The 13741-nt window shown below is 37.7% G+C and carries 15 protein-coding genes; 5 read left to right on the top strand and 10 right to left on the bottom strand.

Going from position 1 to position 13741, the window contains the following annotated elements:
* Together HZL42_RS03260 and HZL42_RS03255 are read right to left on the bottom strand one after the other, a co-directional pair.
* On the bottom strand, positions 1-267 hold the full coding sequence (locus HZL42_RS03260) for a phosphocarrier protein HPr (RefSeq protein WP_219054264.1): 267 nt from the start codon (positions 265-267) through the stop codon (positions 1-3).
* Between the two features lie 120 nt (positions 268-387).
* Positions 388-570, bottom strand: coding sequence for a hypothetical protein (locus tag HZL42_RS03255; RefSeq protein WP_219054263.1), 183 nt, complete (start codon positions 568-570; stop codon positions 388-390).
* Between the two features lie 184 nt (positions 571-754).
* Here HZL42_RS03255 and HZL42_RS03250 point away from each other — a divergent pair, with 184 nt between their 5' ends.
* Positions 755-2926, top strand: coding sequence for an ATP-dependent Clp protease ATP-binding subunit (locus HZL42_RS03250; protein WP_219054262.1), 2172 nt, complete (start codon positions 755-757; stop codon positions 2924-2926).
* Between the two features lie 42 nt (positions 2927-2968).
* Here HZL42_RS03250 and HZL42_RS03245 read toward each other — a convergent pair whose 3' ends face one another.
* From HZL42_RS03245 to recX, 4 genes are all read right to left on the bottom strand, one after another.
* A complete protein-coding gene (locus tag HZL42_RS03245) occupies positions 2969-4546 on the bottom strand; it encodes a peptide chain release factor 3 (RefSeq protein ID WP_219054261.1) in 1578 nt (525 codons plus the stop codon).
* A 107-nt stretch (positions 4547-4653) separates the two neighbouring features.
* Positions 4654-5064 carry a glycerol-3-phosphate cytidylyltransferase gene (gene tagD / locus HZL42_RS03240; protein WP_219054260.1) on the bottom strand — a complete coding sequence of 137 codons (411 nt, stop codon included), beginning with the start codon at positions 5062-5064 and terminating at the stop codon, positions 4654-4656.
* Between the two features lie 58 nt (positions 5065-5122).
* Positions 5123-6250 carry an AI-2E family transporter gene (locus HZL42_RS03235; protein WP_219054259.1) on the bottom strand — a complete coding sequence of 376 codons (1128 nt, stop codon included), beginning with the start codon at positions 6248-6250 and terminating at the stop codon, positions 5123-5125.
* A gap of 15 nt (positions 6251-6265) precedes the next feature.
* Positions 6266-7063, bottom strand: a complete 798-nt coding sequence (gene recX, locus HZL42_RS03230; protein WP_219054258.1) for a recombination regulator RecX — start codon at positions 7061-7063, stop codon at positions 6266-6268.
* Between the two features lie 82 nt (positions 7064-7145).
* On the opposite strand from recX, the gene HZL42_RS03225 reads away from it, so the two are divergent.
* Positions 7146-7592 (top strand): flavodoxin, encoded by a 447-nt coding sequence (locus tag HZL42_RS03225; RefSeq protein WP_219054257.1) that lies wholly within the window; start codon positions 7146-7148, stop codon positions 7590-7592.
* A gap of 22 nt (positions 7593-7614) precedes the next feature.
* Here HZL42_RS03225 and HZL42_RS03220 read toward each other — a convergent pair whose 3' ends face one another.
* Positions 7615-8487, bottom strand: a complete 873-nt coding sequence (locus HZL42_RS03220; protein WP_219054256.1) for a YihY/virulence factor BrkB family protein — start codon at positions 8485-8487, stop codon at positions 7615-7617.
* Positions 8484-9614: a non-hydrolyzing UDP-N-acetylglucosamine 2-epimerase gene (wecB, locus tag HZL42_RS03215; protein WP_219054255.1), complete on the bottom strand. Its 1131-nt coding sequence runs from the start codon at positions 9612-9614 to the stop codon at positions 8484-8486. Before wecB ends, HZL42_RS03220 begins: the two co-directional genes overlap by 4 nt.
* A 156-nt stretch (positions 9615-9770) precedes the next feature.
* Between wecB and HZL42_RS03210 the strand changes: the two genes are divergently transcribed.
* From HZL42_RS03210 to rbsU, 3 genes are all read left to right on the top strand, one after another.
* On the top strand, positions 9771-10709 hold the full coding sequence (locus HZL42_RS03210) for a glycosyltransferase family 2 protein (RefSeq protein WP_219282848.1): 939 nt from the start codon (positions 9771-9773) through the stop codon (positions 10707-10709).
* 2 nt (positions 10710-10711) lie between these two features.
* Complete coding sequence (locus tag HZL42_RS03205) at positions 10712-11146, top strand: GtrA family protein (protein WP_219054254.1); 435 nt, start codon at positions 10712-10714, stop codon at positions 11144-11146.
* A gap of 64 nt (positions 11147-11210) precedes the next feature.
* Positions 11211-12089, top strand: coding sequence for a ribose/proton symporter RbsU (rbsU, locus tag HZL42_RS03200; protein WP_219054253.1), 879 nt, complete (start codon positions 11211-11213; stop codon positions 12087-12089).
* A gap of 111 nt (positions 12090-12200) precedes the next feature.
* Here rbsU and HZL42_RS03195 read toward each other — a convergent pair whose 3' ends face one another.
* Positions 12201-12920: a winged helix-turn-helix domain-containing protein gene (locus tag HZL42_RS03195; RefSeq protein ID WP_219054252.1), complete on the bottom strand. Its 720-nt coding sequence runs from the start codon at positions 12918-12920 to the stop codon at positions 12201-12203.
* Positions 12921-12972: 52 nt separating this feature from the next.
* A complete protein-coding gene (gene phoU, locus HZL42_RS03190) occupies positions 12973-13734 on the bottom strand; it encodes a phosphate signaling complex protein PhoU (RefSeq protein ID WP_219054251.1) in 762 nt (253 codons plus the stop codon).
* Positions 13735-13741 lie beyond the last annotated feature (7 nt).

Raw genomic sequence — 13741 nt, 5'->3', positions numbered from 1 at the left:
TTAGTCAGATAATCCCTCTTTTTTTAGGGTTGCAGCAATATCATCTAATGCTGCACTTTCATCATCACCATCAGCAGAAATCTTAATCTCTGCGTTCTGACCAACCCCAAGGGACATTACCCCCATAATTGATTTTAGATTAACTTTCTTTCCATCGTATTCTAAGTTAATATCAGAAGAATATTTACTAGCTGATTGAACCAATAATGTAGCTGGTCTTGCATGGATCCCGGTTTCAGCAATAATCTTAAATTGGCGTTGTTCCATTATTCATCCTCCTTAATTTAAATTACTATTTGATTAAAAATAAATAAGTAATTTTCTTCATTTTAATTATAACATATCTGAACTACTTTAACTTAAAAGCTTCTTGCATGAGATAAAACATTAATCTTTCGCAAAATGATAGACTACCTTTCCATCTAGTGAAGCAGTTCCAACAACTCGCTTACGACTTTCAAATTCCATAAAAGCATTCTGAAATGCCATAAATGATTTCGGAGCCACTTCAATTTTATCAATATCACCATTTTTTAATTTTGTTAATAACTCTGAATAATTAGTTTCCAATGAACTCTCCCTCCTTAAACAATACGTTCATTATATTAAATCTAGTCGTTTTTTGCCAAAAAAGAAAAAAATTGGTTTCAAAAATCAAATTTCTTGAATCCAAATGGTTAAGTTGTATAATGATTCTACATGGTCAGTAATGGTCAAAGTAATTGACTAACTAAGCAAAAGGAGGGATAGCAATATGTTATGTCAAAACTGTAGTAAAAATGAAGCAACCATTCATTTATACGTTAGTCAAAATGGTTATAGACAGCGAATTGACCTATGTCAAAATTGCTATCAACTTTTACAAAACAATGGAAATGGAGGTGCTAATATGGCACAAGATCCATTTGGATTCGGAGATTTAAACGATATTTTCCGTTCAATGCAAAATGGTAACCAGGGTAATCAAAGCCAAAACCAAAGCCAACCCCAGTCACCTAAAGTTGCTAAGGGTGGAAATAATAGTAACACCGTTTTGGGTAAGTATGGAATTAACATGACCCAACTTGCTAAAGATGGCAAAATCGATCCCGTTATTGGACGGGACAAAGAAATTAAACGTGTAATTGAAATTTTAAACCGGCGAACTAAAAATAACCCCGTTTTAATCGGGGAAGCTGGGGTTGGTAAAACAGCCGTAGTTGAAGGGCTAGCATTAGAAATTGCAGCCGGCAATGTTCCCGTTAAGTTAAGGGACAAACAAGTAATCAGACTGGATGTGGTTTCACTAGTTCAAGGAACTGGTGTCCGGGGCCAATTTGAAGAAAGAATGCAGTCACTAGTTAAGGAAGTTCAAGCTAATCCAAACATCATCCTATTTATTGATGAAATTCATGAAATTATGGGTGCTGGAAATGCCGAAGGTGGCATGGATGCCGGAAATGTTTTAAAACCAGCGTTAGCTCGTGGTGAATTTCAGTTGATTGGGGCTACCACCCTAAATGAATACCGTAATATTGAAAAGGACGCAGCCCTTGCACGGCGTTTCCAAACCGTAATGGTGCAAGAACCAGAACCAAAGGAAGCCGTTAAAATTCTGAAGGGAATTCAAGGAAAGTATGAATCCTACCATCAGGTGAAGTACTCAGCTGAAGCCATTAAAGCGGCTGTTAAACTTTCTGATCGATATATTCAAGGTCGGTTCCTCCCAGATAAGGCGATTGACTTAATCGATGAGGCTGGCTCTAGAAAGAACCTTACTATTGACGTAGTTGATCCTGCTGAAATCGAACGAAAGATCAAGGCGGCTAAGGAGCAAAAAGAAATTGCTTCTAAAGAAGAAGACTACGAAAAAGCAGCCTATTACCGTGATCAAATCAATAAACTACAGGATGCCAAGGATAAAAATAACGTTACCAATGAAAAAACACCTGAGGTTAACGTTCGGGACATTCAAAAAATTGTTGAGGAAATTACAAACATTCCGGTCGGTGATTTACAGACCAAGGAGCAGCAACAACTTAAGAACTTAGGTGCAGACTTGAAAGCTAAGATCATTGGTCAAGACTCGGCTGTAGATACCGTTGCTAAGGCAATCAAGAGAAATCGGGTCGGCTTTAACGGAACTGGGCGGCCAATTGGATCGTTCTTATTCGTTGGAACAACTGGAGTTGGTAAAACTGAACTAGCTAAACAATTGGCTAATGAGTTATTCGGCTCCGAAGATGCAATGATTAGATTCGACATGTCTGAATACAGAGAACCACATTCAATTTCTAAATTAATTGGTTCCCCTCCTGGCTACGTAGGCTATGATGAAGCTGGTCAACTAACTGAAAAAGTTCGGAGAAATCCATACAGTTTGATTTTATTCGATGAAATCGAAAAGGCAAATCCGGACGTTCTTCACGCATTCCTTCAGATTCTTGATGATGGACGGCTGACTGATTCACAAGGTCGGACAATTTCATTTAAAGATACTGTCATCATCATGACCAGTAACGCTGGGACCGGTAAGGTTGAAGCTAGCGTTGGTTTTGGTGCAAGTGCAGCTGGTAAGTCGCATTCCGCTTTAAACCACCTTGGTGACTACTTCAAGCCTGAATTTTTAAACCGGTTTGACGATATTGTTGAATTTAACTCCCTTTCAAAGGCCAGTTTAAAACAAATCGTTACACTCATGTTTGCTAACATGAACAAGATGCTTTCTCAACAAGGAGTGCATGTTGACATTAGTGACGGAGTCGTTGATCGGATTGTGGAACTAGGATATAACCCTGCAATGGGTGCCCGGCCACTTAGAAGGTTAATTCAAGAAACCGTTGAAGATCAAGTTGCTGATTTCTACTTGGATCACCAAGATGTCCGCGCTCTAACCGCAACCATTGATGATAAAAATGAAATTACAGTTAAACAAGCTTCCAAATAAAAAATAGGCGCTCTCCAGTGGGAACGCCTATTTTTACATATTTTATAGTTTTGACATTAATTCAACGTCCGGATACTTATCATGGAACCACCGTTCCGCAAAATCATTTTCAAACAGGAATAGTGGTTGGTCGTGGGTGTCCTTAACCAAAATGTTTCTAGATGATGACATATTTTCATCTAATTGGTCGGGCTTAATCCACCGGGCCGTTTTGTGGCCAAGCGGTTCCATTACCACTTCAGAATTATATTCATTTTGCATTCTAAATTGGAAAACTTCAAATTGAAGTTGCCCAACCGCACCTAGAATATAATCACCAGTGGAATACGTCGTATAGAGTTGAACTGCCCCTTCTTGAACTAGTTGATGAATTCCCTTGTGGAATGATTTTTGCTTCATCACGTTTTTAGCCGATACCCGCATGAATAGTTCCGGCGTAAACTGTGGCAACGGTGGAAACTTAATTGCCTGTTTCCCGGTAAAAATTGTATCACCAATTTGGAAATTACCAGTATCGTAGAGTCCGATAATATCGCCAGCAACTGCCTTATCGACATTTTCACGGGTGTTAGCAACAAATTCAGTCACGTTCGAAAGTCGGAGTTTCTTATCAGTTCGTTGTAAAACAACGTCCATTCCCCGATCAAACTCACCGGAACAAACCCGGACAAATGCAATCCGATCCCGGTGTCTAGGATTCATATTAGCTTGAATCTTAAAAATAAACCCAGAAAATTCGTTACTATCTGGTTCAACTTCTTGATCATCAATTGTATTTTCATGTTCACCAGGCTTTGGAGCAAAGTCTAAATAAGCATTTAAAAAGGTTTCCACCCCGAAGTTAGCTAAAGCAGAACCAAAGAATACTGGCGTTTGGTCACCATTTTTGATCTTATCAATATCAAATTGATTGCCGGCTTCTTGAATTAAATCCATGTTTGCCTTTGCATCCTGATAAACTTCATCGTCTGGAAGATCGCTGTCAACAGTTAACTCACCGTTTTCATCCAATGGTAAGTACTTCTCTGATCCCGCTTCTGGCCGATAAAGTGCAACCCGGTTGTTATAGCGGTCGTACAATCCCCGTAACACCTTTCCGGAACCAATTGGCCAATTCATTGGGTAACCTTCAATTCCAAGAACCGCTTCCAATTGACTGATCAATTCCATTGGGTCTCGACTATCACGATCCATCTTATTCATAAATGTAAAAATGGGAATTCCCCGCATTTTACAAATTTTAAATAGCTTCTTGGTTTGAGCTTCAATCCCCTTAGCGGCATCAATTACCATGACCGCAGAGTCAACTGCCATCAAGGTCCGGTAGGTATCTTCAGAGAAATCCTCATGTCCTGGCGTATCCAAGATATTAATTCGTTTGCCCTGATAGTCAAACTGCATTACGGAACTTGTTACCGAAATCCCCCGCTTTTGTTCAATTTCCATCCAGTCAGACTTTGCAAAATTGCCACTCTTTTTTCCCTTAACGGTCCCTGCTTCACGAACGATTCCTCCATACAACAAGAGTTGTTCGGTAATCGTTGTTTTCCCAGCATCCGGGTGAGAAATAATTGCGAACGTTCTTCGTTTGGAAACGTTCTTATCCAATGCATTTACCATGTATTTTTCCTTTCCCTTTCAATTCTTAACATTAATTCTATCATACTTTTTAAATTTTCAGCACAACTAAAAAGCCTATCTAGATAATCAAGATAGGCTTTCGATAATTAAGCTTTCCAATTATCAGAATCTTTAATTCCAAGATCCTTTTTAATTTTAGAGGTTGAAATTCCTTCGGTTCTTGGGAGATAAACCACTTCACAGTAGTCCTTTAAGAAGTCAAACTTGCCCTTCCAGTCATCCCCCATTACGAATACATCGATGTTGTTTTCTTGAACATCCTTAATCTTTTGGTCCCAACCACTTTCTGGAACCACCTTATCAACATAACGAATTGCTTCCAAAACGTACTTGCGATCTTCAAACGAGGTGTAAGCTTTCTTTCCCTTTTCAGCATTAAATTCATCGCTGGAAAGTCCCACCATTAGGTAGTCACCTAATTCACGAGCCCGTTTTAAAAGCCGAACGTGACCCTTGTGTAGCAAATCAAAAGTTCCATACGTAATTACTTTTTTCATATTAATCGAACGCTCCTAAACATAGTTAATGTCATATTGTAACATAATCAAATTATGGTTACCGTTTAGTTTCTTTATTAATCTCATAGTTATGCTGTAGTAACCAAATATTATATACATATTGTACAACTACTTTTACAACAGCGTACAGTGGAATCGCTAATATCATCCCAATTAGTCCTGAAATATTTCCCGCAGCAAGTAGAATAACGATAATCGTTAGTGGATGGATCTGCAAGCTTTTCCCAATTACATTTGGATAAACTAAATTTCCATCTAATTGTTGAACAATTAAGACAACGATAATAACGTAAACCACTTGTGAAACATCATTGGAAAACGCAACTAGTAACGACGGCAGAATCCCAATATATGGTCCCACATAGGGAATGATGTTACAAACACCAGCAAACACCCCTAATAATAACGCATATTTTTGCCCAATCAAAACATATCCTAAGGATGTAAATACTCCAACAAAGATACACTCAATCATCTGGCCACCAATGTAGCGGGCAATCGTTTCGTTCATCCTACTAAGTAAAACAACCGTTTGTTTTTGATGGTCAATTGGAATTAATTTTTCAATTGTCGGCATCAATTTATGCCCGTCCTTTAACATGTAAAATAAAATTACCGGTACCGTGATCACCACAATTACAACGCTAGTTGCCATTGAAATAATATTGCCTAGGCTAGTGGTCACGCTACTAAGCACATTTTGGGTGTAGGTGGTTAAGTAGCCCTGAATTTGATTAATATAATCAGTAACATCAACATTCTTTAACCAGCCATGGTTGGTAAGGCCCTCCACTGTTTTTTCAGTTGAGTTAGCAACGTCTGGCAAATGGTAGAACAGGTTCGTTACTTGGGTAAAAATCCGCGGAATAAAGGAAACCCCTAGGTATACTAACGCCCCCAAAAATGCTAAGAAGATGACCGCTACCGCAGTCGTTCGTCCCACCCGAAATCGTTTATAGTGAATTTTCATTAATAATTCAACGACTGGATTTAACATGTAGAACAAGGCTCCAGCAACTAAAATTGGAACAAAAACCGTTGAAATAAAAATTCCAATCGGTGAAAAAATAAAACTAATTTTATTACAGAAGTAAATGATTGCCACCACAATCAATACCTCTAATGACCAAAACAAAATTTTTGATCGTTTAAAGCGGTCATCCATATTTAAATTCTCCTTTTAAAACGATTGTTCATTAATCAACCGTTCGATGTCATCAATTTGAAATCCCTTGCGATAAAGAAACTGTTTCGTCTTAAATTGGCGATTTCGATTATCTAACTCCCGATAGCGATGCCAAGCCTTGTCGAATTGCTTTTTTAATACTTGGCGTTGGGCTTGCTCATCGACGTGGAAGTCAGCCTGTTCGATAATCGTGTTAATCAAATCAAATGCGTAGCCCTTCCTAGCCAAACCGTTTTTAACTTTATTAACTACCTGACTAAACGAATCGTTTCGATAACGTTTAAACATTTTTTGCGCTTGGTGCAAGCCATTGGCTAGGCGGTCGTCTTGTGCATAGTAATCAGCAAGAGCGGTTTGAATTTCAACATCACCAACCCCCTTTTGTTTTAGGTGTTGGGTAATTGCAACGGGACCCTTATCCATAATTCGGACCTCACTACGCACGTAACTATTGGCATAACTTTGATCATCTAGCAGGTGGTTATCATGTAATTTCTGGATAACTACCCCTATTATATCCGAATCATCAGTTTCAGTCTCTAATTTTGTAGTAACCTCTTTTTCTGTTCGCAGCTGTGACGCAATATAATTAATCGCTTTTTGGTAAATTTTATCAATCTGTTCCGCAGCTAAAAGCTGCTTTTCTAGTTGTTCATCAATTTCCATATCCTTAACCAGTTGAAATTGAATCAATACGTTCTCGCTAACTGGAAATGCATAGTGGTCATCGATAAAAATATTAAAGCGTCCTTTACGCTTTTGGGCGGTAATTTTAGTGATTTTTGACTGCATTTAAAACAGCTCCTATTGTTTTTAATATTAATATACGCTAATATTCTAATTAGGATTTGACGGAAAGGAACGATGATTAACAATGAAAGCTCACGTTGTTTTTGCTACAATTACTGGAAATAATGAGGACGTTGCAGATATCGTAACCGAGGGATTAGAAGACCTCGGGGTAGAAGTAATTGAAACTGAAATTTCTCAAACTGACGCTACTGAATTTTTAGATGCTGATATTTGTGTAGTATGCCCATACACATACGATGAAGGTCACCTTCCAGAAGAAGGATTAGACTTTTTCGAAGATCTCAAAAAACTCGACCTAAGTGGTAAGGTATACGGGGTTGCCGGTTCAGGGGATGAATACTATGAAGAATTCTACAACATCGCAGTTGACTCATTTAGTGATGCCTTCAAGCAGGCCCACGCAACTCAAGGTGCGGATAACGTAAAAATCAACCTTGAACCAGAGGATGAAGATATCGAAACTCTCGATCACTTCGCAGACCAGTTGGTTAAATCAGCAAGTAAGTAAAATTATCAAGGTCATTAGGCTATTACTGCTTAGTGGCCTTTTTAATTTGATCTTTTATTGACTTTGCTTTAATTGTCCCACCGATAATTTCTTGAATAGAGGCGTTAATTACCGCCCCAAATAGAATCATCATTCCAACAAAGTATAGCCAAAACATTAAAATAATAAAAGTTCCTAAAGCCTTATAAGTGGAAAATCCCTTTGCGAAGTAAGTTAAATAAAATGAAAAGCCTTGCGAAAGTATTAACATCCCAATTGTAACCGTGAGGGCTCCCACCCAGACATACTTAAACTTGGTTGCGGCAGCTGGAATAATGTAATACATGAACATTAACACTAGGAATAAGATTCCTAATGAAACTGGAATTCTAATTGCATCGATAAATTCATAGATAAACTGTGGAACATTAAATAAAGATAAAATAAATTTGTTTCCGAAACTAAAAAATACTAAAGTGGCAGTAATTGCAATAAAAAACAAAATCATCCACATGAATGAGAAGACCCTGGTCAGTAACGCCCCATGATTATTTCCGACTCCATATGCACTATCAACGGTTCGTTTTAAGGCTGCGGTTAATCGACTTGCAGACCAAATCGTAATCACGATTCCAATTGACAGTTGTTTCCCACCACCACTAAGGGCAGTACTAATGATTGGTCCAATGGTTTGATTAATTTGCGGTGGTAATAGTGGATGGAGATAATTCAAAATTGAGGTACTATTAATCCCAGAAAAACTCAAAACACTTCCAATAATAATTAAAAGTGGGAAAATGGAAAGCAGGAGATAGTATGCGATGACCACTGCAGAATCTGAAACATTCGCAGCTTGATAATGGTTAATAAAGGTTGTTACAACCCTTTTAACTCGAGGTGGCAATTTATTAATCATTTAACACTCACCCGCCCTAAGTTATCTTTAATTGCTTCCAAAATTCTAGCAGATGCCTTTCCATCGCCATATGGATTTTGAGCTAGTGCCATTTTTTGGTATTCTGATTGATTATCCAAAAGCATCTCCATCCCCTGTTTAATTAATTTTGGATCGGTGCCAACCAATTTAAGCGTTCCCGCATCGACTCCTTCTGGTCGCTCGGTTTCATCCCGCAAAACCAACACGGGTTTCCCCAATGAAGGCGCTTCTTCTTGGACCCCCCCTGAGTCGGTCATGATGAAGTAACTGCGGGCGGCCATGTTATGAAAATCAACTACCCCTAATGGTTCAATTAAATGGACCCTTGAATCATCATCAAAGCATTCGTGAGCAACCTTTTGTACCACCGGGCTTAAATGAACTGGATAAACTACTTCAACGTCAGGATGGGCATCTAATTCAGCCTTAATGGCCTTAAACGTTCTGCGCATTGGTTCACCATGATTTTCACGACGGTGCATCGTTAGTAAGATAATGCGGTGCTCTGGATTAACTTCGTCTAGAACCGAGTGTTGATATTCATCATCTACTGTCTGTTCTAGAGCGTCAATTGCCGTATTTCCAGTAATAAAAATGTTCTTAGCAGAATGATTTTCCTTTAATAGGTTTTCCCGGCTAAGCGTAGTGGGTGCAAAGTATAGGTCCGCTAATACATCGGTCATTTGCCGGTTCATTTCTTCCGGATAGGGAGAGTATTTATCCCACGTTCGAAGCCCTGCTTCCACATGGCCTAATGGAATTTGGTGGTAAAAGCTACTAACAGAAGCCGCAAATGTAGTAGTGGTATCACCATGCACTAAAATGATGTCTGGATTGGTTTCATTAATAATTGGATCCATTCCGTTAATAACGGCAGTCGTAATCCCACCTAAGGTTTGATTGGGTTTCATTACGTTTAAATCGTAATCTGGTTGAATGCCAAACACCTGTAAGACTTGGTCTAACATTTCACGATGTTGAGCTGAAACGACGGTAATTGGTTTAAATTGATCTGGTTGCTGATTCATTGCTAAAATAATGGGCGCCATTTTAATTGCTTCCGGACGAGTCCCAAAAATTGTCATTACTTTGATTGGGGTATTCATATTTTAACCTCCATTAAATTTTGTTATATCTTTAATTATAACAAAATATTTAATCATTGTAGATTTTGTAAAATATTCATGATTTATAATTTTTTAACTAGTGATTATGATAGAATTAAAATTATGAAAATTGATACATTTAAGGGAGTAATTGCAATGGAGCAAATCGGGTTAATCGTGCCCTGTTATAACGAAGAAGAATCAATTAATTTATTCTTTCAAACAACTGACAAAGTTTTCCAGTCAATGAATCAAGCGGGACCAAAGTATGAACCCTACTACTTATTTATTGACGACGGATCATCGGATCACACCCTTAGTGAAATCAAAAAATTGCAAGTTGCTCATCCAGATGTCGTTCACTACCTTTCCTTTTCCAGAAACTTTGGTAAGGAGTCCGCAATGGCAGCCGGCTTAAAAAACGTTCACGGAAAGTACATTGCAATCATGGATGTCGACTTACAGGATCCCCCATCGTTACTACCGAAAATGCTTCAGATTATTAATACTGAGGATTATGACTGTGTTGGTTGTGTTCAAACCGCTCGGAAGCAAAATCCACTTAGAGCATTCCTCTCTACGAGTTTTTACCGGGTTATCAACTGGATTTCAGCTGTTCACATTAAACCTAACGTTCGTGATTATCGGCTAATGACCCGCCAGTATGTTGATAGTGTCTTAGAGCTTACCGAATACAATCGCTTTACCAAGGGAATCTTTAGCTGGGTGGGTTTTAAAACCAAGTATATTGAATATCAAGGCGTCCCTAGAGCAGCTGGAAAGACCCACTGGTCAATGTATCAGTTAATCAACTACTCGCTAGAGGGCATTGTTGATTTTTCGGATGCGCCACTTAAGTTATCGACCTTTGTCGGTTTATTTTCGTGTTTTGTATCAATTATTGGATTGTTGTTCGTCATCATTCGGGCACTTTTTTTTGGTGGCTCAGTGGCTGGATGGCCTTCGATGGTATCCGTTATTCTTTTAATTGGCGGAATTCAGTTATTCTGTCTAGGCTTAGTCGGCAACTACATTGGTAAAATTTACCTTGAAACTAAGGATCGACCAAAATACATTGTGAAAGAAAAGAAGTAATTATGTTAAAAAAAATATACATTAAAAATCGCGAAGCAATTGACTACTTATTCTGGGGTGTTTTAACTACGGTGCTTAATTACATCCTCTTTTTTATTCTATCTAAATCGCCAATTACCGGGGAACAAATTAATAACTCCGGATTCTGGCTTAATTTTTACAACACCCTCGTTGGAATCATCTGTACCCTATTTGCGTTCGTTACTAATCGTAAATTCGTTTTCCATTCTCAAAACACAGGCGTAAAAAACTACCTCAAGGAATTAGGAATCTTTATTCCCGGACGGTTTGGATCCATTATAATGGAAGACGTCATTATGTCAATTGGGCATGTCTACCTTGGAATTTCCACCCTAATTATGAAACTAATTGGTGAAGTTTTTGTGATTGTATTCAACTATGTCTGGTCTAAATTCGCTGTTTTTAGAAAAAGATAGCATAATTAATTAAATTAATGTAAACTAGATTAGTTAAATAATTTGTTTCTTAGGAGGAATGAATGTGAATACAGTTGCATTATTAATTGGATTAGGACCATTGTTCGGGTGGGGATTGTTTCCGACAATCGCTTCCAAAATCGGTGGAAAACCTAATAATCAAATTCTAGGAACCACGATTGGAACATTACTTTTAGCAATCTTGTTTGCAGTTGTTAGGCAATTGCAAATTCCGACCGGGTGGACATTTATTCTGGCAATGCTATCTGGAATTGGTTGGGATTTTGGACAAATTCTAGCCTTTAAATCCTACCAATTAATTGGATCATCAAGAACGATGCCAATTACCACTGCGTTACAGCTAATTGTAACCTCCCTATGGGGGGTCTTTGCACTAGGTAATTGGAATACCACCAATAAAAAAATAATTGGAATTGCCGCCCTTGTCATTATTATTATTGGAGCCATTATGACTTCATGGCAAGAAAATAAGGACAAAACCAGTTCTTCACAGCTAAGCAAAGCCACCATTTTATTGGTAATTGGGGTCTTTGGCTACTGGTCTTACTCTGCTGCACCCCAAGCTGCTCATATTGATGGGGTTCACGCCTTCTTACCACAAGCGATTGGCATGGTAGTTGGAGCAGTCATCTATAATCTATTCACAATTAAAAAGGAAAATGTTTTTAAAGAAAAGGTTTCATACATGCAGATATTTGCAGGCTTTTTCTTTGGATTTGCAGCTCTCACTTACTTAGTATCTGCACAACCCGACATGAATGGTTTAGCAACTGGATTCGTTCTTTCACAAACATCAGTGATCGTTGCAACAATCACCGGAATCTTCTTCTTAAACCAACGGAAAACCAATAAGGAAATGTTAGTTACAATTATCGGATTGGTCTTAATTCTAATCTCAGCGACTGTTACAGCATTCCTATAATTATATTGATAAAAGAGATGGTTACTTAACGGTAGCCATCTCTTTTTAGTTTACAATCACAAAAATAGGGATCACACTAGCAAATTTAAGTGCAATCCCTATCATTCATTATTATTCAAACTGATATCCAAACCCACGAATGGTCTTAATTTTAGCTTCATCATTAGCAAGCGTTTTTAATTTATCACGTAGATGACTGACGTGCATATCAACGATCCGAGATGAAATGTATGAGAATTCATCTTGCTCAGAGCCCCATACTCCGTTATAAATCTTTTCACGGCTTAACACCATGCCACTATGGCGAATTAAATAGTTCATCAAATAAAATTCCTTGGGGGTTAGCTTCATATTATCATCATTATACTTAACCTGAAAATGCTTTAAATCAACAGTAAAATTCTTATACTTCATTAAACTATCATGCTTATTGACCTTCGTATCATCAGAATCACTATTAACTTGATTATAAACCCAATTCCGCTGCTCGATTCTTAGAATAATCCCCAATCCATCATTGGGATCAATAATATAATCATCGAGATGTGCTTCAAAAATAGCTTGTTCATGTTCAGAATGGTGCTTCTTCTCAATGGTAATAATTGGTCCATGAAAATTTTCACGAACTGATTTTAGTTCCTTCAAAGAATCTTTAAACGTTTTAGTAACCTCTAAGTCCCAAACAATCCCAACTATTTTAGAACTACTAAGGTAACTATCAATATCAGAAATATTGGTAAAGTTATTGATAAAGAAACCACGGTTATTTCCAGCCGCATTAATCTTCATCGCTAATTTCAAATGATTTGTCACTAACAGAATCGTGTTCATGCTTCCACCCCAACGTTATAATAATTAAATCAATCTAAATCACCTTTAATTATTATTTTGATGGACTATCTACACTATTAGGATTTTCTACGGCATTATCATCAACTTCTTCTTTTTCTGTCTTTAGTTCGTTCTTAATTAAATCTGGTTCAATTTTACCAGGATTCAATTCAACCAACTTGCCAGAGTGGTTATATACAACCCATTCGTCCAAGTTAACAATATGGTCACCAATCCGTTCCAGAAGCCGAACTACCAATAGGTAACTAGCAGCTGAAGGAATCTTCTTAGTATCCTTTTCAATTTCGGCAATAATTAAGTTTCGACATTCAACAAAGTACTTGTCAATTGTTAAGTCATCTTGAGCAATCAACTTAGCAGCTGATTCGTTTTCGTGAAGGTATGCATCAAGAGTAGCTTCAAGCATTTCACGAATTTTTAAAGTCATCTTAGAAATAATTGCATCAACATCAGGCAATTTTTGCTTTTTCTTCATTCGGAGCGTTTCTTGCGCAATGGAACTAGCGTGGTCTCCGATTCGTTCCAAATCAGAACTAGCTTTTAAAATACAAATAATTTGTCTAAAGTATGCAGCAACTGGTTGTTGCAAAGCAATTAAGTTTAAAGCTTCTTTTTCTAGATCAACTTCTTCAGTATTAACTTGCGAGTCATCACTCACAATTAACTTTGCTTGAGATTTATCATGGTTCATAAACGTACTGGAAGCTTGGTAAATTTGTTCACTAACGTTAATCCCCATATTCATAAAAGTAGATTGTAAATTTTTTAATTGGTCTAAAAATTCATCATGCATGTTGTTT

Source organism: Lactobacillus sp. Sy-1 (assembly GCF_019303535.1).
Classification (GTDB): domain Bacteria; phylum Bacillota; class Bacilli; order Lactobacillales; family Lactobacillaceae; genus Nicoliella.
This window is presented reverse-complemented; position numbering and strand designations above follow the sequence as displayed.

Excerpts from the sequence above, each read along its gene's own strand:
- HZL42_RS03260 (WP_219054264.1), bottom strand. The coding sequence starts at position 267 with ATGGAACAACGCCAATTTAAGATTATTGCTGAAACCGGGATCCATGCA.
- HZL42_RS03250 (WP_219054262.1), top strand. The coding sequence starts at position 755 with ATGTTATGTCAAAACTGTAGTAAAAATGAAGCAACCATTCATTTATAC.
- HZL42_RS03245 (WP_219054261.1), bottom strand. The coding sequence starts at position 4,546 with ATGGTAAATGCATTGGATAAGAACGTTTCCAAACGAAGAACGTTCGCA.
- tagD (WP_219054260.1), bottom strand. The coding sequence starts at position 5,064 with ATGAAAAAAGTAATTACGTATGGAACTTTTGATTTGCTACACAAGGGT.
- HZL42_RS03235 (WP_219054259.1), bottom strand. The coding sequence starts at position 6,250 with ATGGATGACCGCTTTAAACGATCAAAAATTTTGTTTTGGTCATTAGAG.
- recX (WP_219054258.1), bottom strand. The coding sequence starts at position 7,063 with ATGCAGTCAAAAATCACTAAAATTACCGCCCAAAAGCGTAAAGGACGC.
- HZL42_RS03225 (WP_219054257.1), top strand. The coding sequence starts at position 7,146 with ATGAAAGCTCACGTTGTTTTTGCTACAATTACTGGAAATAATGAGGAC.
- HZL42_RS03220 (WP_219054256.1), bottom strand. The coding sequence starts at position 8,487 with ATGATTAATAAATTGCCACCTCGAGTTAAAAGGGTTGTAACAACCTTT.
- wecB (WP_219054255.1), bottom strand. The coding sequence starts at position 9,614 with ATGAATACCCCAATCAAAGTAATGACAATTTTTGGGACTCGTCCGGAA.
- HZL42_RS03210 (WP_219282848.1), top strand. The coding sequence starts at position 9,771 with ATGGAGCAAATCGGGTTAATCGTGCCCTGTTATAACGAAGAAGAATCA.
- HZL42_RS03205 (WP_219054254.1), top strand. The coding sequence starts at position 10,712 with ATGTTAAAAAAAATATACATTAAAAATCGCGAAGCAATTGACTACTTA.
- HZL42_RS03195 (WP_219054252.1), bottom strand. The coding sequence starts at position 12,920 with ATGAACACGATTCTGTTAGTGACAAATCATTTGAAATTAGCGATGAAG.
- phoU (WP_219054251.1), bottom strand. The coding sequence starts at position 13,734 with ATGCATGATGAATTTTTAGACCAATTAAAAAATTTACAATCTACTTTT.